The following is a 20,627-nucleotide window of genomic DNA, read 5'->3' on the forward strand; positions in this document are numbered from 1 at the left end:
CGTAGACTCCTATGCGCCTACACTTGCAGACTAATTCGTTCCTGTATCTGATGTGTCCGAACCAGCTGGGCTGGAGTCCGTCCCGCTGGTTGAATCTTCAGTAGAGGTTGTTGAATCTTCAGCAGAGTTCGTTGAATCAGTAGAACCCGACTCACCTGTTCCTTGACCAGAGGTGCCATCATCCAGATTCAACTGAATTTTGGTTGTATTCTTCCCATCAGTCACAACCTTGCCACCAACCGTAATTACAGTGTTATTCGAATTACCTGATTTAATATACAGTCCTTCAGAACCCAAATCATAACTCTGAGTTTCTCCGTCCTCAATATTCTGGTAGAACAGCTTCTCACCCCGGGAAGTTCCTTTTCGCACTTCAACCCAGCTCTTGCCAGAAGCTTTGATTTCAACTTTGACCGGAGCGGTTCCGCTGCTGGTCACTTTGAATTTTGTCGTGCTTCCCTTCTTGCCATCAGGCGTTACGATTGCCGAACCTGAATCCGCCGCTCCCGTATCTGTTGGATCTGCACCCGTTCCAGACTCGGTACCCGTACCCGAATTCGGATCCGTTGCTGTTCCTGTACCAGGTACGGTTGACTGCCCTTGGCTCTCCGTGCCTGTCTGCCCTCCACCTGTGTTCAGGTCTCCGCCTTGTGCAGGAGGTGTAACAGTCTCCGTCTTAGCAGGCGTAGTTGTCGTGACTGGTGTCTTGCTATCCGTCACTGGAGTAGGGTCAGGAGTCTTCGTGCTGTCAGACCTGTAATTATTTGAGACGACAATGTAAATTACAATCACAATCAAGGCTGCGAACGACCACATCAGCGTCGTTGACAGCCATTTCGAATTCCGTTCAGTTGCAGCGTGACTGCTCCTTCTCTTCTGAATGACAGGCTCCATAGTAGGCTCAGGCTCGGTGACCGGAACATCCTTGCGGTGCTCCTCAAGCAATTCATCCGAATCCACTCCAACAGCCTCTGCATAAGTTTTAATAAATGCCCGCACATAAAAGCTTCCTGGGAGCACTTTATAATCTCCCGCCTCGATGGCTTCCAAATATCTTTTTCGAATTTTGGTCATTTCTTGGACGTCGTCCAGCGACAATCCTCTTTGAAGTCTGGCCTCCTTCAATTGCTGGCCCAGATCCGACATTACCATCCCTCCTGTCAATTTTCAGCACACAATTATAGATCATCCGTGTACAGCGTAGTGAATGTATCATAGACGATTTCCTCGTCCGGATTGTTACGAAGCTCGATAATAAAGTCAAAGTCGCTATAGTCATATTTCGACTCTCTAATGAAGATATCGGGATGCTCAATGACCTTGGTCGCAGGCATCGTCATGATATCTTCGAGAAGCTGGTAGTGCTTCTCATTGGAACGTATGGTACTGATGATTCCATCGATGATAAATACATTGTTAGGATTGTACTCTTCCTCAGACAGCAGACTGCGGACGGTCTGTCTCAATAGAGTAGACGACACAAAGGTCCATCTCTTCATGGAGCAGACACTGCCGGCGATGATTGACTCTGTCTTGCCTACCCGAGGCATACCCCGCAGGCCGATAACCTGGTGGCCCTCTCTTTTAAATATTTCACCCAAAAAGTCTACAAGCAACCCAAGCTCATCACGTGTGAACCGAAAGGTCTTGCGGTCATCAGAATCCCTATTTATATAACGGCCATGTCTCACAGCCAATATGTCCACAAGCCGTGGACTGCGCAGCGCCAGAACCGTAATATTATCGACTTTGCCGAGCATTTGACCCAACAGAGCGATCTTCTCATCATCCTCGCATTCCAGCAGCATCCCCCGTGTCTGGCCTTCAACCCCGTTAATGGTTATGATGTTAACCCCGAGCATACCGAACATGGAAGCAATATCCCCTAGAAGTCCCGGCCGATTCCTATGTATTCTGTACTCCATGTACCACTGTGTTTGCTTCAACCGGTTCACCTCTTCTACCCTGCTCTATATCGTAGAATACGACAGAAAATCTAAATAAATCTGCAGATGCATTACTTGTTAATGATATATAAAATAAAATTGAAAGGCAAGTCCGGCTCAGAATATGGCAGAAAAGCTCCCACAAGGGAGCTTTTCAAAGTTGCTGATCTAGGCGTACTTCTTAGCCAGTTTTACCATTAACCTCGCTATGGTTCTGCGCTCTTCTTCGTTGCCGACATCCCAGATCTCTTTAAGAGCCCGGTTTGAAGCGTTCTGAGGATCAACCTTGTCGTCTAGAAACCCGCCAATTTCGTAGGCTAAATTGGAGATGCTTTCTTCACTCATACCCGCATTCTCCGCATGCTTCACCCGGTCTCCAAGGAACTTCTTCCAAGAATCGAAATTACTCAGTACTGTTGACATGATAAATCCTCCTTCGCATGGCGTTAAGATTTAAGATCAACAGTTGTAATATGTGATTATTGGAATCAGATTATACAGCTATTATTTGGGCGGCTTACGTGATCCAGCCCCCGTTCGGGCTAATGATCTGACCGGTAATATAGCCCGACTCAGGAAGCGCCAGAAAGTAGACCAGCGAGGCAACTTCCTCGGGCGTAGCCAGTCTTCCGGCAGGAATCTCTTCCTCAAGGCGGCGCAGCTCCGCTTCCTCGAAGCTCGCCATCATTTCTGTACTCACGGCTCCTGGTGCGACAGCATTAACCGTGACCAGGGAGGGGGCCAGTTCCTTCGCGAGCGCCTTGGTAAATGCGTTGACCCCACCTTTGGCAGCGGAATAGGCAACCTCGCACGAGGCCCCGGACACCCCCCATATGGAGGAGACATTAATGATTCTTCCGAACCGCTTTCGGACCATATAGGGCATAAATGTCTGTGTACACAGGAACACGCCCTTCAGGTTCACATTCATCATATTGTCCCACTGTTCTTCCGTTAAGTCCTCAAGCATGCCGTAACTGGCAATTCCCGCATTGTTAACCAGAATGTCAGGGAATAATCCGTGGACTTCCAATTTCTCTTTCATTCGGATAATATCGTCTTTTACTCTTAGATCCGCGCTGATGGTAAGCACTCTCGCACCATAAGCCATGCATCTGCGGGCTGCTTCATTCGCCTTCTCATGTGAGCTGCCATAGTGAATGATCACATTCAGCCCCTCCATGGCGAACCGTTCAGCAATAGATGCTCCTATTCCCCTGCTGGCTCCCGTAACTAATACGGTCATATTCTTGATGTTCTTCTCTCTCCCAATTTCGAAGCTCATTCAGGACTCACCACTAGGGATACAGCCATTTGATCCCAATTAATGTGCTCCTTAAGGCGCTGATTGACGTCATCGAGCGTGATGGATTCATAGATCTGGAGAACCTCGAACAGGTCTCCTCTCCGGAACTTGTAACGAGTGAACTCGTGAGCGATATTCTCAGGTGAATTCATCATACGCAAATACCCGCCAATTTTCTTTTTCCGCGCACGTTCGAAATTCTCCGGCTTAAAGCCCGTTTGAACCAGGGCATTCACTTCTTCTGTAATCACTCTTAACAGCTCTTCCGGGTCACGGGTGTCCCCACCAATGGCTGAGAAAGCATAATTGGGATCACTATTATACTCGTGGCCGAAACTATCCGATATCAAATCCTGATCATACAGCTTCTGATATAGATCGGTACTTGAGCCGAACAGCAAATCAAGGGCAAGCTTGGTTGTAAGATCCAGCTTGATCCGCTCCGTACCCGTGATCCCGAGCTTCGTCTCCTTGAAGCCGAACAGACATTTCGGAAGAGATACGGGCAGCTTGGAGGTGCGTCTGCGCTCATTCACACCAGCTGGCTCCTCATTGAACAGACGCTCAATTGTCCCCTGCGGCTTATAGTCCTTGCGCGCCTGATTCGCTCTAACGAGATTAAATACTTCCTCGGGATCCACGCCGCCCACCACAAACAGAAGCATATTGCTTGGATGATAAAAGGCATTGTAACACGTATACAGTGTCTCCTTGGTAATGGTGCCGATCGATTCAACGGTTCCCGCAATATCAATATGAACCGGGTGAACCTTGTACAAGGCTTCGATCAAGCCGAAATATACCCGCCAATCGGGATTATCCGCATACATGCCGATCTCCTGCCCGATAATTCCTTTTTCTTTGTCCACATTCTGATCCGTAAAGTATGGATTCTGCACGAAATTGATCAACGTCTCCAAGTTGGCAGAAATGTTCTCGGTTGATGAGAACAGGTAAGTCGTCTGGTCAAAGCTTGTAAACGCGTTGGCGGAAGCGCCTTGGGAAGCAAACGTTGCAAAGATATCGCCTTCCGGCTCTTCAAACATCTTATGCTCAAGGAAATGAGCAATTCCATCAGGCACAGAGATTTCATCCTGCCCCTCAACACGGAAATGGTTATCGATTGAACCGTATTTGGTAGTGAATGTGGCATAAGTCTTTTGGAAGCCCGGCTTGGGAAGAACGTATACTTGGAGTCCGTTATCCATCACTTCATGATACAGGGTTTCCTGAAGTTTCTCGTACTGAAATTTCTCCACCGGTTATTCCCCCTTCTCGCCTTTCAAAAAGTATACGGTATTTAAGTGGAACGTCTGTGCAGCCTCCGTTACCTCCTTGGAAGTAATCCGCTCAACCTGCTCAAGGAGTTCTTCCGCTGTGCGTTCCTTACCTGAAATAACCCGGTTAAAATCATAGGCGATCATCTCGAACGCGGAGTCCTGTATCTCTACCACATGATTACGGATCATGGCTTTAGTCTGACTAAGCTCAAGTTCACTGATCTCGCCCTGACGCATTGCTTCAAGCTGATTCTTGATAATCTCAAGCGCCTTCTCATAATTCGCAATCTCTATTCCTGACTGGATGGTTGCCATACCTTTATGCCCGTCGTATCTTGATGAAGCATAGTAAGCCAGGCTCTCCTTCTCACGCACGTTGATGAACAGCTTGGAATGCGGATAGCTGCCCAGGATTCCGTTATATACAAGAGCTGAAGCATATTCATCACTGCCGTAAGTAATTGAGGTTCGAAGGCCAAGATTGAGCTTGCCTTGATTCACATTCAGACTTTCCTCAACAGTGCGAACATCGCCAGTCTCAAAGCTGATATTGGTCTGAGCATACTGCTTGGCATGAGGACGCTCAACCTTGAAGCTCTTCTCCACGAGACGGATGACTTCATCCAGAGATGTATCCCCTACCACATACAAGTCCAGATTCACCTCTTGGAGCCAGTGTTCATAAGCTCCATATAGACCTTCCGGAGTTATGCCGCTTAGCTCCGCACGGCTGCCAAGTGGATGAAGACGGTAAGGATCATTACGGAACATTTCTTCCAGGCATCGTTCAGCCGCATAACGGATCTTATCATTAATGATCGATTCCAGCTTTTTGCGGACCGTCTCCTTTTCTGCTGCTACATACGAGGCACGGAAGCTTCCATTCTCAGTCACTGGCTGAGTAAGAACCTCCCCTAGGAAAGCGAAGGATTGCTCCAGGAGTGATTCCTCACTATTGACAAATGAATCGTTAATCGTATCCATCCGCAGCTGTACAATCTGGTAATCGCCTCTTTTATAAATATCAAAGCCAAATCCTGCCCCATACAGCTGTTCAAGCTGTTCCCTGAACTTGGTCGTCTCCGGATAGGAGACGGTACCTCTGCGCAGGACGAATGGGATTAACCCCGTTGTGGCAACCGTCTCTTCCTGTAGGGGAATTCCTGCATATACTGAAATCGCGAACGTCTTGAACCTTTTGGTTGGCATTACGTGAATTCGGATATTGTTTACGCTTCCGCGTTCAAACAAAGACTTGTTCAAGGACAAAACCCCTTTACGAGAGACTATTGTAAGCATATTAATCAAATGCCTTTTTCATAATTAAGCCAAATTTAAATCCATTCTATACCATTCCAAAGTAAAGAAGCAACCGGGGGAGTCCCTGAGCTGCTTCTTCTAACAGACATCACTATTACATACAGAAAATGTGCTTCCCAATCGTCTTAACCTGAGGTCTTGTCCAGATCCATTTCGATGTCGCTGTCTCCGGATTAAAGTAATACAGGCATCCTCCCGAAGGGTCCATGCCATTCATAGCTTCCCTGACGGCCTTGCGTGAAGACTCGTTAGGCTCAAGCCAGATTTGGCCATCAGCTACAGCCGTAAATGCGCCAGGCTGAAAGATTACTCCTGAGACTGTTTTTGGAAAGCTTGGTGATTTCACACGGTTAAGGATCACGGCTGCTACAGCAACCTGCCCCTCAAACGGCTCTCCCCGCGCCTCCCCGTTCACCGCATTGGCCATAATCTTAAGATCATTCTCGGATAGACCCAGCGGGTTGGAGGCAGCGAGCTCACCTGAATTAGTATTAGCTTTGTTATTCCCAGCTGTCGTATTCTTCCCTTTGCCTTTCCCTGGCTCGGCAATTTGTGTTCGGGCATTCTGATCAGGGTTCGGATTATAAGATGAAGCTTTGGGCTTCCAATCCTTAGTGGCATTGTATAACTTCAACTTAGTCTGGGCTCCCGCAAGACCGTCCGGTGTCATCCCGAATTCAGACTGGAACCACTTCAGGGATTTCTTGGTGCTCTCTCCAAAGTGGCTGTCAAGCTTCCCGTGATAGTATCCGAGATAGGCCAGTCTCCCTTGAAGCTCGTACACATCCTGTCCGAATGAACCAAGCTTAATAACCTGAGAACTGAATACGGGTAACGCATTATCATGGCTCTCTCGTGTGGCTGGCGTGGTATTCGTCTTACGCAGCTGGAATGTGCCAAGTAGTGTGCAGACCAATAATAAGACCAATCCGGCAGCCAACCAGATTTTCCTGTTGTTCATACGTCAAGTCCTGCCTTTCTCTTATGTGTTGAGATGGTAACTTTAGTATGACAACCCCTGCCTCTTCCTATGCACCGGAGAAGAAAGATCGCACTCATAAATAAAAGAGCCCGCGCAGCATAGTGCGGGGCTCATCATTAATGCTATCTAAATTAAGAACTAACTTTACTCTGTCTATACTGCTCTATCGAAGTGAGAACTTCTCTTGGCTTACTGCCCTCATAAGGCCCCACTATTCCCCGGGCTTCCATGGAGTCAATAAGGCGGGCAGCACGGGTGTACCCTACTCTCATACGGCGCTGCAGCAGGGATACAGATGCCTGCTTGGCTTCAAGCACAATCTGGACCGCCTGATCATACAGCTCGTCAAGCTGTTCCTCCGGCTCCTGTGCCGTGTCGTCGACCTCAGGTATTAAGGTCTCATCATACTCGGCCTGTGCTTGTCCACGCACATATTCCACGATGGACTCTACTTCCTGATCACTCATGAATGCCCCCTGCACACGTACCGGCTTGGACGCCCCCATAGGCATGAAGAGCATGTCACCCCGGCCCAGAAGCTTCTCGGCTCCGGCCATGTCCAGAATCGTCCGGGAATCAACCTGAGAAGACACGCCAAAAGCGATACGTGATGGGATGTTAGCCTTGATCACTCCTGTTATTACATCGACAGACGGACGCTGAGTTGCAATGATTAGATGAATTCCCGCCGCCCGGGCCATCTGGGCAAGACGTGCAATCGCGTCCTCCACATCATTAGCTGCTACCATCATCAGGTCCGCAAGCTCATCCACAATCACGACAATGTAGGGCAAAACGGCAGCCGGATTGTCCTTCATTAGGTTATTGTAACCTTCCACATTTCGTGCACCGGATTTGGAGAACATCTCATACCGCTTCTCCATCTCAACCACAATCTTCTTCAGTGCCAGCGAAGCTCTCCTAGGATCTGTCACAACCGGAGCAAGCAGATGAGGAATCCCGTTATACATATTAAGCTCAACCATCTTGGGGTCCACCATCAGAAACTTAACTTCATCGGGCTTTGCCTTATACAGGATGCTTGTAATAATACCGTTAATGCACACCGACTTCCCTGATCCAGTTGCTCCGGCGACTAGCAGATGGGGCATCTTGGTCAGGTTCCCCACGATGGTCTGCCCTGAAATGTCTCTGCCGAAAGCGATGGACAGCTTGGACTCAGCATCCTGGAACGTCGGAGTCTCCATTACCTCACGCATAGTAACTACAGAGACCTCACTATTTGGAACCTCAATCCCGATCGCTGATTTCCCGGGAATCGGGGCTTCCATCCGGATGTCTTTGGCGGCAAGCGCCAGTGCTATATCATCTGTCAGGTTCACGATCCGACTGACCTTAACTCCAATGTCAGGCTGTATCTCGTACCTGGTAACGGCCGGACCGCGTACGACCTCCAGTACTTTGGCACGAACTCCGAAGCTCTCAAGCGTTGCTTCGAGCTTGCGTGCGGTCTGCATATAGTCTGCCTGATCACCTGCTTTAACCCCACTGTTCCCTTTTGACAACAATTTGAAGGAAGGCAGCCTGTAGGGTTTGGGTGCGGGCTTAGGAGGAAGCACCGGCAAGCTATCAGTGAGCTCGTCTGACCCCGCCACTTTACCTTCACCCTGAGGATGAACTCCGTTCTGACTATCTTCGCCAAAATTCAACGGATCAGCAGAATCACCTTGAGCTTCATAAGATACAGCAGAGTCCAGCTCCTCGTCCGGATGTATCCCTGAATCCTCCTTCTCTTCCGTGCTGCGGTCCTCGCGCTGGATCTGGTCAAAGAAATCACGAATAATCAGACTAGGTTCATTCCGCTGCGGCAGCGGACTGTCGGGACGCGTATGTACATCCGTATCATTCCAATTAACCTCTGTATATTCATCTTCCTTATCCTCTATCGGGAGTTCCTGTGAAGGGATGTCCGGCATCGTCTGCTCGCTCTTGTCCTTGAACCCGAGAAGCTGGAAGAAGACGGGCTTAGTCTTTCCTCGCGGCTGCACGGGAGCTGACTCATCCTCCTCCTCATCCTCATAATCTTCGGCTTCTGGAATGGATTTAATTTTTGTAGTCTTGGTCTTGGTACCTGACTTCCCCTGGCTCCCTACAGGAATCGGACGAAGCATCCGGTACTTACGGCTTAACTGAGCAGCCAATTGGCCAGCACGTTTCTTAAAAATACTGAATAATTCAACGTAGGATAGATTGGTGATTAACATGAAGCTGATGGCGAACATCACAATCATCACCAGCTTGGCACCCGTGATACCAAATAACACATAGAGTAGAATGAACTCCAGCGCACCCACATACCCGCCGCTGATGTCCAGGTTGAACATGGAGGCTACACCAGTTGAGCCCACCTTAGTCAGAGCGAACTGTAAATCGTGATGAATTTGTAATAAAATGTTCCTTGGTGTAATGGGCAGCACAGGAGCAAGCTTGTACTGCATCGCTGATATCGTACTCATAAGCGCAAGCGCACACACGATCATAACGATACCCGTTCGTCTGGAACTCCATTTTGATGGCCATTTACGATGAATCATTACGGTCAAGCCCACATAGATTCCAACTAACGGAATTACGAAATAGAACTTGCCCAGAATCATGGCGGACATCTTAAACAACGCATGTCCTACAGCCGCTTCTCCTGCAAGAGCAATAATGGATAATGTAATCAGGATGATCCCGTAAATTTCATATTTTAGAACATTGCCTAATGCGGCTTTTTTCTTCCTTCGCTTTCCGGCCAATAGGACCACCCCCAGAAGAATATTATAACATATTCTTAGGGGGCAACCTATAGAATAACCCGTCGTTTAGCGTCGATTTTGAAGGGTGGGCAAGTAGATAATCTCCTGACCAGGCGCATACTCTGGATTCATATAATCCTTCAGTTCTCCCCTTAGCATCCGGACAATCGTTGCCCTGTTCCCCTGCTCAAGCCGAACCTGCAGCAGTACCCCGTCCACTTCAACTTCTCCATAGATTTCCTCGGTATCTGTACTCTCCCATATTAACTCCCACGGCAATATAGTGTAATGGGTCATTGAGTCAAGCCTCCTGTATGAGCCCCTCTTCTTTCACTGATCAAGCGATTCAAGTAGGCCAGCGCCTCTCCAATTCCGCCCAGTCCATCAATGAGTCCGTAATTCACCGCATCGGCTCCGCCAACCGCCGTTCCGATATCCCTATTCAGATCCCCAGTCTTGAACATAAGCTCTTTGAACAATTCGGGCGAAATTCTGGAATGGGAGGTTACAAAGCGGACAACCCTTTCCTGCATCTTCTCTATATACTCAAACGTCTGGGGAACACCGATGACTAGTCCGGTCATACGGATTGGATGTATAGTCATCGTTGCGCTCTCCGCTATGAACGAGTAATCAGAGGATACGGCAATTGGCACACCTATACTGTGGCCCCCGCCTATAACTACAGTTACCGTCGGCTTGGTTAACGAAGCGATCATCTCTGCTATAGCCAGACCGGCTTCAACATCTCCACCCACCGTATTCAGAATAATCAGAATACCCTCGATCTGCTTATTCTGTTCGGCAGCGACAAGCTGAGGAATTAAATGTTCATATTTCGTAGTCTTGTTCTGGGGCGGCAGAACGATGTGGCCTTCAATCTGTCCTATAATAGTCAGACAATATAGGTTGGAGATATCCGCCGCGGGCACTGAGGTTTGACCAAGCTGCTGGATGTATTCCATAACCGGAGACTTTTTCTCAACGGGTGCTTCAGGTGGAGGTAATTCTGAGTGAAAATTAGTACTACCTGGCGATAATTGCTGATTGTGCATGATGTTCATCCTTCCACTTTACGCTTATTCTGCAAATTTAGCGGGTGCCTGATTAGTATGCCGTGAACCTTGACCACGCTATGCACAGAATTGATAAAGCTTCAGGCATAGAAATGCCCCCTATTCTGCCAGGAACCGTCCAATTCCGGGTAGATAGGGGGCGACTGTGTGCCCAATTCAAATAAGCTGCTTATACTTCCATAATAATTGGAAGAATCATTGGTCTGCGGCGAGTCTGCTCATATAAGAAGCGTCCAAGCGCATCCTTCACATTGGTCTTCAAGGAAGCCCATTCATTCACATTCTCGCTCATCAACCGCACCAGAGTGCTGGTAACAATACGGTTAGCTTCTTCCAGAAGCCCTTCGGATTCCCTTACGTATACGAAACCACGGGAAATGATGTCCGGGCCGGATACAATGGTGCCGTCCTGCTTGCTCAGAGTAACTACTACAACCAGAATACCGTCCTGGGAGAGCAGCTTACGGTCGCGAAGTACAATGTTGCCGACATCCCCGACACCTAGCCCGTCAATAAGGACGTTTCCGGCAGGAACTTTACCTGCTTTGCGTGCAACACCGTTCTGAATCTCAATGGTATCCCCGATCTCAATCAGGAAGATATCTTCAGGCTGAATACCTACCGATTCACCCAATAGAGCATGCTTGCGCAGCATACGATATTCACCGTGAATAGGAATGAAGTACTTCGGCTTCATCAAGTTCAGCATCAGCTTCAATTCTTCCTGGCTGCCGTGTCCGGATACGTGTACACCCGAGTTGGAACCACTGTATATGACTTCTGCTCCTAGACGGAACAACTCGTCAATCGTACGTCCCACATATTTCTCATTGCCTGGTACTGGAGTAGCAGCAATAATTACCGTATCTCCCGGTAAAATATCTACTTTACGGTGAGTGGAGCGTGCCATCCGCGTAAGCGCAGACATCGGCTCTCCTTGGCTGCCTGTGGAGAGAATAACCACACGGTCGCTGGCCATTTTGTTCACTTCTTCAGGCTCGATCAGAATGCCGTCTGGGACATCCAGATAACCCAGCTCTGAAGCAATGGACACCACGTTAACCATACTGCGGCCGATAACAGTTACTTTACGCCCTGTGGCGAAAGCCGCATCGAATACCTGCTGAATCCGGTGTACGTTGGAGGCAAAGGTTGCAACTACGACACGCTGCTGGGCTTTGCGGAAAATGTCTCCAAGCACAACGCCGACATTTTTCTCAGATGGGGTAAATCCTGGCTTCTCAGCATTCGTACTATCCGATAACAAGGCGAGAACGCCTCTTTGTCCGATTTCAGCCATACGCTGCAGATCCGCATATTGACCATTGACTGGAGTATGATCAAATTTGAAGTCACCCGTGTGCACTACATTACCTTCCGGTGTCTCGATGCATACGCCGACAGAATCAGGAATACTGTGGTTGGTCTTGAAGAATGTAGCTTTAAGGGAAGCTCCAAGCTGAATCTCCGAATCCGCATTAATCAAGATCCGTTTGGTATCGCCAAGCAAATTGGCTTCCTTCAGCTTGTTCTCCACAAGTCCCAGAGTCAGCTTAGTTCCATAGACCGGAACATTAAGATGTCTCAAAACATAAGGCAGTCCGCCGATATGGTCTTCGTGCCCGTGAGTCAGGACGATGCCTCTTACTTTGTCACGGTTCTCCGTCAAGTAAGTAATATCAGGGATAACAATGTCGATACCCAGCATGTCCTCTTCCGGGAACTTAAGGCCGGAGTCAATGACAACGATGTCATTGGCATACTGAACTACGTACATGTTCTTCCCGATTTCTGCGACGCCGCCCAGTGCAAAGATCGTTAGTTTATCAATATTATTTTTTTTGGACAAGTGAATCTAACCCTCCTAAATGTATTGGACGTCGTTATCATTTCGATTATACGGAGTGAACTAATCCACACCTTTAAGGTCATATCTTTAGTCCGACCCGTATATAGTAAAATTTCAAAAATATACCGCACCCAGTCACTTGACCTCATTATACATGATCGATTTGTCAAAAAACAAGTCAATCACGGATCAGCCGATGTAGTTACCTTGCACCACAATGAAAAAACCAATGCCTATAGTAGCACATCGGTTTTTAGCAGATCAGCCTTTATTTAACTATTACCCTGAATTATCGACATTTCAATCAAACAATTTCCGAATTAAAGCAGCCTCTTCTTCAGTGGGTGGAACCAGCGGCAGTCGCACCGAACCCACCTGGATTCCACGTTCATTAAGCGCAAATTTGACAGCAACCGGATTCGGGCACTCGAACAAGCCTTTAAACACAGGCAGCAGCTGTTGGTGCAGCTTGGCAGCTTCAGCCACTTGGCCCTCAAGATAAGCCTGAATCATTTGTTTCATAGGTTCACCGATAAAATGACTGGCTACACTCACGATTCCATAGGCGCCTACGGCAAGTGCAGGCAGAGTCGCACCATCATCTCCGGAATAGACAACAAAACCTTCTGGTGCCTGGTTAGCAACCTGGGCTACCTGATCAAGCGATGCGCACTCCTTGATAGATGTGATATTAGGAATTTGAGCCAGCCGGAGAATCGTCTCTGTGTTCATGCTGACAACTGTACGTCCAGGAACATTATACAGCATGACCGGTAGCTTGGTTGAGTTGGCAATGGCCTCAAAATGACGGTACAAGCCCTCCTGGCTTGGCTTATTGTAATAAGGAACCACAATAAGAGCACCGTCTACGCCAAGCTTCTCAGCTTCTGCAGTCAAATGGATGGAATGTGCTGTATGATTGCTCCCGGTTCCTGCGATGATTTTGCATCGGCCAGAGGCGTGCTTAACGGCAAATTCAATGAGCTGAAGCTTCTCCTCATCACTTAATGTAGGGGACTCGCCCGTAGTACCGCATACGACCAAGGCGTCTGATTTCTGTTCATCAATGAGATAATCTATAAGCTTAGCAGTCTGCTCCCAATCGATGTGTCCCTGTTCGTCGAAAGGGGTGACCATGGCTGTTACTAATCTTCCGAATTCCACCTTGACTCCTCCTCAAAAAAGTATGGTTAAGCCGTTCCATTCCTATAGCCTAATACAGCTGATTACCGATGCAGTTCAAATTTGGCATGCAGAGCACGAAGTGCCTGAACCATATCTTCCTTGTTCACAAGCACCCATATCGTTGTATTCGAATCTGCCGATTGCAGGATTTGGATGTTATGTTCGCTCAAGGCTTCAACGATCTTGGCCATGATTCCCGGCACCCCGTTGATTCCTCCGCCAATTACCGATACCTTGGCACACCCATTTACGATCTGCGGCTCGAAACCCAGCTCCTCTAGCACAGCCGCTGCTTTGACACTGTCGTTGTCAAAGACGGTATAAACGACTCCGGCAGGGGTTACATTAATAAAATCCACACTGATTGCATTCTCGGCCATGGACTTAAAAACCTCAAGCTGCAGCTGATGACCCTTACCTGCCGACTGCACAGTGATCTGGGTCACATTGCTTACATAAGCAATCCCGGTCACAAAGCGATCCACAATCCCTGTCTGAACGTCTTGGAACCCTTCTGGATTAGCCACCAATGTACCGACGCTGTCCGAGAATGTAGAACGAACCCGCACCGGAACACTTGACTGCATGGCAATTTCGACCGCTCTTGGATGTATGACCTTGGCCCCTTGGTGGGCCATGTTGCAGATCTCCGCATAACTGACATAGGATAAAGGTTTGGCATCTTCAACGATCCGTGGATCAGCGGTCAGTATTCCATTGACATCCGTATAGATGTCTACAATTTCAGCGTGTAACGCAGCACCAAGCGCAGTTGCTGACGTATCGCTTCCGCCTCTGCCCAAAGTTGTGAAATCACCGTTCAGACTCTGGCCTTGAAAGCCGGTCACAATGACTACGTCCTTTGTACCCAGCTCGTCAAGCACTCTTGCCGGAACTACATCCAGAATCCGGGCATTTCCGAACTGCTCATCCGTACGGAATCCAGCCTGGGCTCCTGTAAGGACAACGGAAGAAACTGAATTCTGCGCCAGCAATCCGCAGAGCGTTGTAGCCGAAATGACTTCACCACAGACCATCAGTAAATCCTTTTCACGTGCAGGCAGTAATCCTCCATTCACCGCAGCCCAATCCAGCAGTGTGTCCGTAGCATAGGGATCACCCTTTCTTCCCATAGCTGAGACAACGACAACCAGCCGGTACCCTGCCGCAAGCTCTCTGCGGATATGACGAACGACATGTTCCCTTGCCTCAGGTGTAGCAAGAGAAGTGCCTCCAAATTTCTGCACCATGATGCGCATTGCTATTCCTCCAGTATGTTGTCAAAAGAAGACATACGCCACCTTCTGTATAGAAAGGAGCGTATGACTAAGGGTTACTTCGATTTATTAGCAGCGATAATCTCTGCAATTTGTACCGCGTTCCATGCGGCGCCTTTAAGCAGGTTATCTGATACAATCCACAGATTCAGGCCACGCTCATTCGTCAGATCACGGCGAAGACGTCCCACAAACACATCATTCTTGCCCGCAGCTTCCGTTGCAAGAGGATAGAGCTGATTAGCCGGATCATCCACAAGGGTGATGCCTGGCGCATCAGACAGCAGGCTGCGCACGTCATCCAAGTTGTAATCTTCTTTCAATTCAACGTATACCGATTCAGAATGACCATAGATAACCGGGATACGGACACATGTCGCTGTAACCAGTACGGACTCGTCATCCAGAATCTTCTTGGTTTCACGAATCATTTTCATTTCTTCAAGCGTGTATCCATTATCCTGGAATTTATCAATTTGCGGGATCGCATTAAAGGCAATTTGGTGCTTGACAGGTAGTGAGCCTACAGGAAGAATATCCGGATTCGGATCATTGCCTTCCAACACTTCCTTCGTCTGACGGTTCAGCTCATCAATTGCACGGGCACCCGCACCTGATACGGCCTGATATGTCGATACAATGATCCGGGAGATCCCATAACGGTCATACAGCGGCTTAAGCGCGGCTACCATTTGGATCGTGGAGCAGTTCGGATTGGCAATAACCCCCTGATGCTCATTGATCTTGGACTCATTGACCTCCGGTACCACAAGCGGCGTATTCGGATCCATACGGAACGCATTCGTGTTATCAATACACACGGCTCCATGACGTACAGCGTGGGGAGCAAGCTCCTTACTTACATCTCCACCCGCACTGAACAAAGCGATATCAATACCTTCAAAACTGTCCGGGCCAGCTTCTTCAACGGTAATTTCCTGTCCCTTAAAAGTAACGCGGGATCCAGCAGAACGGGCCGAAGATAAGAGCTTCAGCTTATCGATCGGGAAATCTCTCTTCTCCAATAATCCGATAATTTGTTCTCCAACAGCTCCCGTCGCTCCTACTACCGCGACATTCAATTTCGTTTTACTCATCTGGCTCGTCTCCCCTTCTAATCAATGCTATATATTATAAGTTCTTATTACTATGGTTAGGCTTGCTGCACGTGTTCAATAATTAGGGGCTGAATCTGCTGTCCCTGCAGGGCCGCATAACAGGTCTCCGGAATCAGATCCATGCGGGAGACCAATGAATTAGGCTTACCTGTAGGATTATCCTGCCCGAAAGGAACGAAATAGATATTCTTCGCCACTACGAGCTTCGCGATATTGGCAAGATTAAAGCCAAGCCCGTCGTTGGTAGAAATCGCGAGCACCACGGGTCTCCCTGTGCGAAGCTGTGCTTTGGCTGCCATGAGCACAGGACTGTCTGTCATGGCGCTCGCCAGCTTGCTGGTGGTATTTCCCGTACAAGGTGCAATGACAAGCACATTCAACCGCTTGGAAGGACCGAGCGGCTCAGCTTCAACAATTGTAGAAATGATATCATTACCTGTAATATCTTTCAACTGTCTCTGCCAATCCTGAGAACTGCCGAAACGTGTGTCTGTCGTCAACACCGTCTGTGATATAATCGGCACTACCTCTGCTCCCCCGTCCACAAAGCGCTGGATTTGAGGCATCACTTCGGCAAATGTGCAATGCGAACCTGTTATCGCATACCCAACTGTAATTCCCTTCCAGTTCATTCAGCATCCCCCCGTATCTTCTGTTCCATTATCGACTGACAAATACAATTTGCCATAATAATTCCAGCCGTTTTGGGAGCGACGATACCGGGTAGGCCAGGAGCTAATATCGCCTTAACGCCTCTCTTCTCCGCATAACGAAAATCCGTTCCACCTGGAGATGAGGCAAGGTCGATAATAACAGCCTGACGGGGCATTTTTGCGATGATTTGCGCTGTGACTATCATAGTCGGAATTGTATTAAAAATCAAGTCAATGTCAGAGGCCTCATTGGCCAAATTCGTTGTCATAAAAGGCTTCCAGCCCATTTCCGCCGCTCTGGCGAAGTGATCCTTACGCCTGACTCCCGCCTTCACCGAAGCCCCGAGTGCCTGAAGATTTCTGGCCAGAGTGAACCCGGTCCGGCCGAGACCAAGCACCGCACAAGTTGAGCCATGAATCGTGATGTCCGTATTCTGAATGGCCATCATCAGGGCCCCTTCAGCCGTAGGAATTGAATTATAAATCGCTACATCATCACGGTCCAGCAGCTCCATAAGCGTAAGCTTATATTTTGCAGTCAACCTTCTTATGAAATCTTTGGCCATACCTGTGTAGATGAGGACATCCTTCGGTAACGACGCGAAATGCTCTTCGTGTAAGATGATCGGTTCCGAGGAAAAATGCACAGGCACTTGACCTTTATCATCACTCGCTACCACCGGCAGTACTAGCACATCAGCTGAAGCCAGAAGCTCTATTGTCAGTTGTTCTGATGACACTCCAGCAGCAGGAGGCACCTCAAGTTGATCGAACCCGACAATCCTCACGTTAGCATCCAGCTCCGCACATTTGCGAATGACCTCGATCTGGCGTGCGTCTCCGCCAAGGAATACAATTGTCATACCCGTAAGCATTGCAGGAGATCACTCCTTTCCTAACAGCACATATAGAGCATCTTATGCATCTGCCTCTGAGGAGGTGATGCCCAACAGCTATAGATAACAAAAAAACTTGCATGCCCCGCCTAAGACGGAGATGCAAGCTTTATTATTTTCTGCCGGTATGACCGAAGCCGCCTGAACCGCGTACAGTATCGCTAAGCTTATCTACCTGTTCGAGCTCTACCTCGGGAACCTCCTGAAATACCATCTGGGCGATCCGCTCATTGCGGGTAATGGTGAAGGGTTCTGCACCAAGATTGATCAGCAGGACTTTAATCTCTCCGCGGTAATCCGCATCAATCGTTCCGGGTGTATTCAAGCACGTTATCCCATGCTTGAAAGCGAGTCCGCTCCGAGGACGGATCTGTGCTTCAAGACCTGCCGGCATGGCAATGGCAAACCCTGTCGGGATCAGCACGCGAGCACCCGGCTCCATAATTACATCCTGCTCAACTGCAGCATACAAGTCAAACCCGGAAGCAAGCTCTGACATCTTCCTTGGAAGCTCGATATCTTCATTTCCGGGCAGTCTGTTAATTTGAACCAGATACGACAAGTTCATCTCTCCTTAAACCATTGATTACTTTATCCGATGAACCCACCATAGCCAGGGAGAAAGGGCGTTCAAACATGGTTCCAAGCACGTACCGGATATCTTCCATTTGTACGGCTTCAATCCGTTCTATCATCTGATCCAGCGTATAATGCTTGCCGAGCATCAACTCGTTCTTGCCAAGCCGGTTCATCCGGCTTCCTGTACTTTCGAGGCTAAGAATGAGACTGCCCTTAAGCTGTTCCTTCCCTTTCCTGAGTTCACTCTCGCTTAGTCCCTTGGTGGCTGTCTCATGCAGAATCTCCTGGGTGAGCTCCAGCACGTCCTTGGTCTGTTTGGGAGCTGTCCCCGCATACACCGTGAACAGTCCGCTATCCGCATGGGAACTATGGTAAGAGTACACAGAGTATGCAAGCCCTCTCTTCTCCCGGATCTCCTGGAAAAGCCTAGAGCTCATTCCCCCGCCCAACGCATTGTTAAGCAACACCATGGCGTACTGGCGTTCATCGTCAATGGGCAGTCCCTGAAAGGACAGGCAAATATGATTCTGCTCGGTCTTCTTGCGGCGATATCTGAGTCCACCGAGGAAATCCGGCGCTTCCAGGAGGCTTTCGCTTCCATTGAGTCCGAATTCGCCGAAATACTGCTCAAGCAAGTCCATGATCCCATCATCAATATTGCCGGCAACACTTATCACGGTATTTCTAATGGTATATTTCTCGTTCATATACTTCCTGAGATGATCCGCTCTCATCCCCTGCAGCTTCTCTTCAGTTCCAAGGATCGGATACGCCAGAGGATGACCATCATAAGCCGCTTCGGTGACCAGGTCATGCACCATATCATCGGGTGTGTCCTCGTACATGGAGATTTCCTCCAGGATGACATTCTTCTCTTTGGCAAGTTCATTCTCGTCCATCAGCGAACGAAAGAACATATCCGCCAGCACATCGACCGCTATGGGAAGATGCTCATCAAGCACCTTGGCATAATAGCAGGTGTATTCCTTGGATGTAAAGGCATTCACATTTCCGCCAATTGCATCGAACTGTTCCGCAATCTCTTTGGCGCTGTAACGCTCCGTTCCTTTGAACAGCATATGTTCAATGAAATGAGATATCCCGTTGATCTCAAGACTCTCATTGCGGGATCCGGTCTTAACCCAAATGCCAAATGAGACTGAGCGGCAAGTAGGTATTTTCTCCAAAACCACCCGAAGGCCGTTTTTTAGCTGCAATCTCCTCACGATAGGCCCTCCTATACTTCCTGCCGATTATCTACACAGTGAGATATCAAGATCTATAAATGCATCATTATCCTATCAAAAAAAGACAATTTCCTCAACTCTATGGCTTGGGCAATCTTGAAGGCGAGAGCGTATTCTCCAATGTTCCCAGCTGCAGTCCTTGCCGCCGCACAGCATCAATCATCCCTTTGAGGGCATCCCTCGATGCCTTTGTTGGATGCATGAGAATAAGAGACCCCGGCTCCACACGCTTACTGATCTTGGCAACCACACTTTCAGGTGAAGGATTCATCCAGTCCACTGTGTCCAGTGTCCATAGAACGGTTCTCAGACCCTGTCCGGCAGCTATCTCTACCGTCTTCTGATTGAAATCTCCCGAAGGAGGTGCGAACCACTTGTTCTCAACTCCCAGCGTTTCTTTGAGCAAATCTTTCGTTTTGCTGATCTCGAGATTGGCCCTGCTCTCGCTTAATTGACTCATATTAGGATGAGAATAGGCGTGATTCTCCATCTGGTGACCCCTTTTCTGAATTTCCTTGGCAAGCTCCGGATTCTTCTTGAGCCAGCTTCCATCCAGGAAAAAGGTTGCTTGTACTCCGGCTGCATCCAGCGTATCCAGCATAGGCGTAATGTATTCGTTGCCCCAAGCGACATTGATCATAAAGGACACCATCTTTTTGTTCGGATTCCCCCGGTAGATTGGTAAGGAACCCAGCTGGTCAAGCCCGACTTTGGCAGGCAGCTCACGATATACAAAAGGAATTTCGTCCACATTCCAATCTGTGGATTCCGAGCCTTTCTTTAGCGCTAACGCGCGCTGATAAGTCTGGTCTACATCCACTTCAAGTCCGTTGTATCCGGGAATCGCCTTCCATACCCGGTCATTAACGGCATCAACAGGCTCGATTCTTCGCTTAACCGCCTCTTCCTTAATTTTCAAGAGCAGCGCATTATCGTCAGCACTGCTGCCGAACAGCTCAAAGGCATACTGTCCCGCAGCAGCCTGTCCACGGGATTCCACAAATTCCCGCACCCCGCTTAGCTGGCCAACCAAGAATAGGGTACCCAGGGTCACCACAATAATTGTTAGCTTTCTCCGATCCATCTCCAGGGCTCATCCTTCCAAACCGGTTTTGTCCTCATCATATGTCTATGGGTGAAGGTTTATGCAC

The 20,627-nt window shown here is 48.6% G+C and carries 19 protein-coding genes; all 19 read right to left on the reverse strand.

All coding sequences use genetic code 11. The features are described 5' to 3' along the window. Positions 1-30 precede the first annotated feature (30 nt). The 19 genes from LDO05_RS11800 to LDO05_RS11890 all read right to left on the reverse strand — a co-directional run bounded on the left by LDO05_RS11800 (position 31) and on the right by LDO05_RS11890 (position 20,560). Positions 31-1,146 carry a helix-turn-helix domain-containing protein gene (locus LDO05_RS11800; protein ID WP_251375590.1) on the reverse strand — a complete coding sequence of 372 codons (1,116 nt, stop codon included), beginning with the start codon at positions 1,144-1,146 and terminating at the stop codon, positions 31-33. A 32-nt stretch (positions 1,147-1,178) separates the two neighbouring features. Beyond that, entirely contained in the window at positions 1,179-1,946 is a 768-nt protein-coding gene (locus LDO05_RS11805; RefSeq protein WP_251375591.1) for a DUF3388 domain-containing protein, read from the reverse strand. A gap of 168 nt (positions 1,947-2,114) precedes the next feature. Then, the gene (locus LDO05_RS11810; RefSeq protein WP_251375592.1) at positions 2,115-2,369 is read right to left on the reverse strand and encodes a DUF3243 domain-containing protein; all 255 of its coding nucleotides are present in this window, start codon (positions 2,367-2,369) and stop codon (positions 2,115-2,117) included. Between the two features lie 94 nt (positions 2,370-2,463). Then, positions 2,464-3,231, reverse strand: a complete 768-nt coding sequence (ymfI, locus tag LDO05_RS11815) for an elongation factor P 5-aminopentanone reductase (protein ID WP_251375593.1) — start codon at positions 3,229-3,231, stop codon at positions 2,464-2,466. Next, positions 3,228-4,511 (reverse strand): EF-P 5-aminopentanol modification-associated protein YfmH, encoded by a 1,284-nt coding sequence (gene yfmH, locus LDO05_RS11820; RefSeq protein ID WP_251375594.1) that lies wholly within the window; start codon positions 4,509-4,511, stop codon positions 3,228-3,230. The genes ymfI and yfmH overlap by 4 nt, the downstream gene beginning before the upstream one ends. A 3-nt stretch (positions 4,512-4,514) precedes the next feature. Beyond that, a complete protein-coding gene (gene yfmF / locus LDO05_RS11825; RefSeq protein ID WP_251375595.1) occupies positions 4,515-5,795 on the reverse strand; it encodes an EF-P 5-aminopentanol modification-associated protein YfmF in 1,281 nt (426 codons plus the stop codon). A gap of 151 nt (positions 5,796-5,946) precedes the next feature. Then, on the reverse strand, positions 5,947-6,813 hold the full coding sequence (sleB, locus tag LDO05_RS11830; protein WP_251375596.1) for a spore cortex-lytic enzyme: 867 nt from the start codon (positions 6,811-6,813) through the stop codon (positions 5,947-5,949). Between the two features lie 152 nt (positions 6,814-6,965). Next, positions 6,966-9,596, reverse strand: a complete 2,631-nt coding sequence (locus LDO05_RS11835; protein WP_251375597.1) for an FtsK/SpoIIIE family DNA translocase — start codon at positions 9,594-9,596, stop codon at positions 6,966-6,968. Positions 9,597-9,662: 66 nt separating this feature from the next. After that, a complete protein-coding gene (locus LDO05_RS11840; RefSeq protein ID WP_251375598.1) occupies positions 9,663-9,893 on the reverse strand; it encodes a YlzJ-like family protein in 231 nt (76 codons plus the stop codon). Then, entirely contained in the window at positions 9,890-10,651 is a 762-nt protein-coding gene (locus LDO05_RS11845; RefSeq protein WP_251375599.1) for a ClpP family protease, read from the reverse strand. The genes LDO05_RS11840 and LDO05_RS11845 overlap by 4 nt, the downstream gene beginning before the upstream one ends. Positions 10,652-10,841: 190 nt before the next feature. Continuing rightward, positions 10,842-12,521, reverse strand: coding sequence for a ribonuclease J (locus tag LDO05_RS11850; protein ID WP_251375600.1), 1,680 nt, complete (start codon positions 12,519-12,521; stop codon positions 10,842-10,844). 300 nt (positions 12,522-12,821) lie between these two features. Continuing rightward, positions 12,822-13,685, reverse strand: a complete 864-nt coding sequence (gene dapA, locus LDO05_RS11855; RefSeq protein ID WP_251375601.1) for a 4-hydroxy-tetrahydrodipicolinate synthase — start codon at positions 13,683-13,685, stop codon at positions 12,822-12,824. Between the two features lie 62 nt (positions 13,686-13,747). Then, positions 13,748-14,965, reverse strand: coding sequence for an aspartate kinase (gene dapG, locus LDO05_RS11860; RefSeq protein ID WP_251375602.1), 1,218 nt, complete (start codon positions 14,963-14,965; stop codon positions 13,748-13,750). Positions 14,966-15,039: 74 nt separating this feature from the next. Next, positions 15,040-16,080, reverse strand: coding sequence for an aspartate-semialdehyde dehydrogenase (locus LDO05_RS11865; protein ID WP_251375603.1), 1,041 nt, complete (start codon positions 16,078-16,080; stop codon positions 15,040-15,042). A 56-nt stretch (positions 16,081-16,136) separates the two neighbouring features. After that, a complete protein-coding gene (locus LDO05_RS11870; protein ID WP_251375604.1) occupies positions 16,137-16,733 on the reverse strand; it encodes a dipicolinate synthase subunit B in 597 nt (198 codons plus the stop codon). After that, the gene (dpsA, locus tag LDO05_RS11875) at positions 16,730-17,629 is read right to left on the reverse strand and encodes a dipicolinate synthase subunit DpsA (protein ID WP_251375605.1); all 900 of its coding nucleotides are present in this window, start codon (positions 17,627-17,629) and stop codon (positions 16,730-16,732) included. The genes LDO05_RS11870 and dpsA overlap by 4 nt, the downstream gene beginning before the upstream one ends. 133 nt (positions 17,630-17,762) lie before the next feature. Further along, on the reverse strand, positions 17,763-18,212 hold the full coding sequence (gene dut, locus LDO05_RS11880; RefSeq protein WP_481856986.1) for a dUTP diphosphatase: 450 nt from the start codon (positions 18,210-18,212) through the stop codon (positions 17,763-17,765). Then, positions 18,190-19,455: a M16 family metallopeptidase gene (locus LDO05_RS11885; RefSeq protein WP_251375607.1), complete on the reverse strand. Its 1,266-nt coding sequence runs from the start codon at positions 19,453-19,455 to the stop codon at positions 18,190-18,192. Before LDO05_RS11885 ends, dut begins: the two co-directional genes overlap by 23 nt. A 100-nt stretch (positions 19,456-19,555) precedes the next feature. Next, entirely contained in the window at positions 19,556-20,560 is a 1,005-nt protein-coding gene (locus LDO05_RS11890) for a polysaccharide deacetylase family protein (protein WP_251375608.1), read from the reverse strand. Between the last annotated feature and the right edge of the window lie 67 nt (positions 20,561-20,627).

The organism is Paenibacillus sp. YPG26 (assembly GCF_023704175.1).
GTDB lineage: Bacteria > Bacillota > Bacilli > Paenibacillales > Paenibacillaceae > Fontibacillus.

Coding starts and splice junctions, on each gene's coding strand:
- LDO05_RS11840 (WP_251375598.1), bottom strand. CDS start 9,893: ATGACCCATTACACTATATTGCCGTGGGAGTTAATATGGGAGAGTACA.
- ymfI (WP_251375593.1), bottom strand. CDS start 3,231: ATGAGCTTCGAAATTGGGAGAGAGAAGAACATCAAGAATATGACCGTA.
- sleB (WP_251375596.1), bottom strand. CDS start 6,813: ATGAACAACAGGAAAATCTGGTTGGCTGCCGGATTGGTCTTATTATTG.
- LDO05_RS11890 (WP_251375608.1), bottom strand. CDS start 20,560: ATGGATCGGAGAAAGCTAACAATTATTGTGGTGACCCTGGGTACCCTA.
- dapG (WP_251375602.1), bottom strand. CDS start 14,965: ATGCGCATCATGGTGCAGAAATTTGGAGGCACTTCTCTTGCTACACCT.
- LDO05_RS11870 (WP_251375604.1), bottom strand. CDS start 16,733: ATGAACTGGAAGGGAATTACAGTTGGGTATGCGATAACAGGTTCGCAT.
- LDO05_RS11865 (WP_251375603.1), bottom strand. CDS start 16,080: ATGAGTAAAACGAAATTGAATGTCGCGGTAGTAGGAGCGACGGGAGCT.
- LDO05_RS11800 (WP_251375590.1), bottom strand. CDS start 1,146: ATGTCGGATCTGGGCCAGCAATTGAAGGAGGCCAGACTTCAAAGAGGA.
- dpsA (WP_251375605.1), bottom strand. CDS start 17,629: ATGCTTACGGGTATGACAATTGTATTCCTTGGCGGAGACGCACGCCAG.
- LDO05_RS11810 (WP_251375592.1), bottom strand. CDS start 2,369: ATGTCAACAGTACTGAGTAATTTCGATTCTTGGAAGAAGTTCCTTGGA.
- LDO05_RS11845 (WP_251375599.1), bottom strand. CDS start 10,651: ATGCACAATCAGCAATTATCGCCAGGTAGTACTAATTTTCACTCAGAA.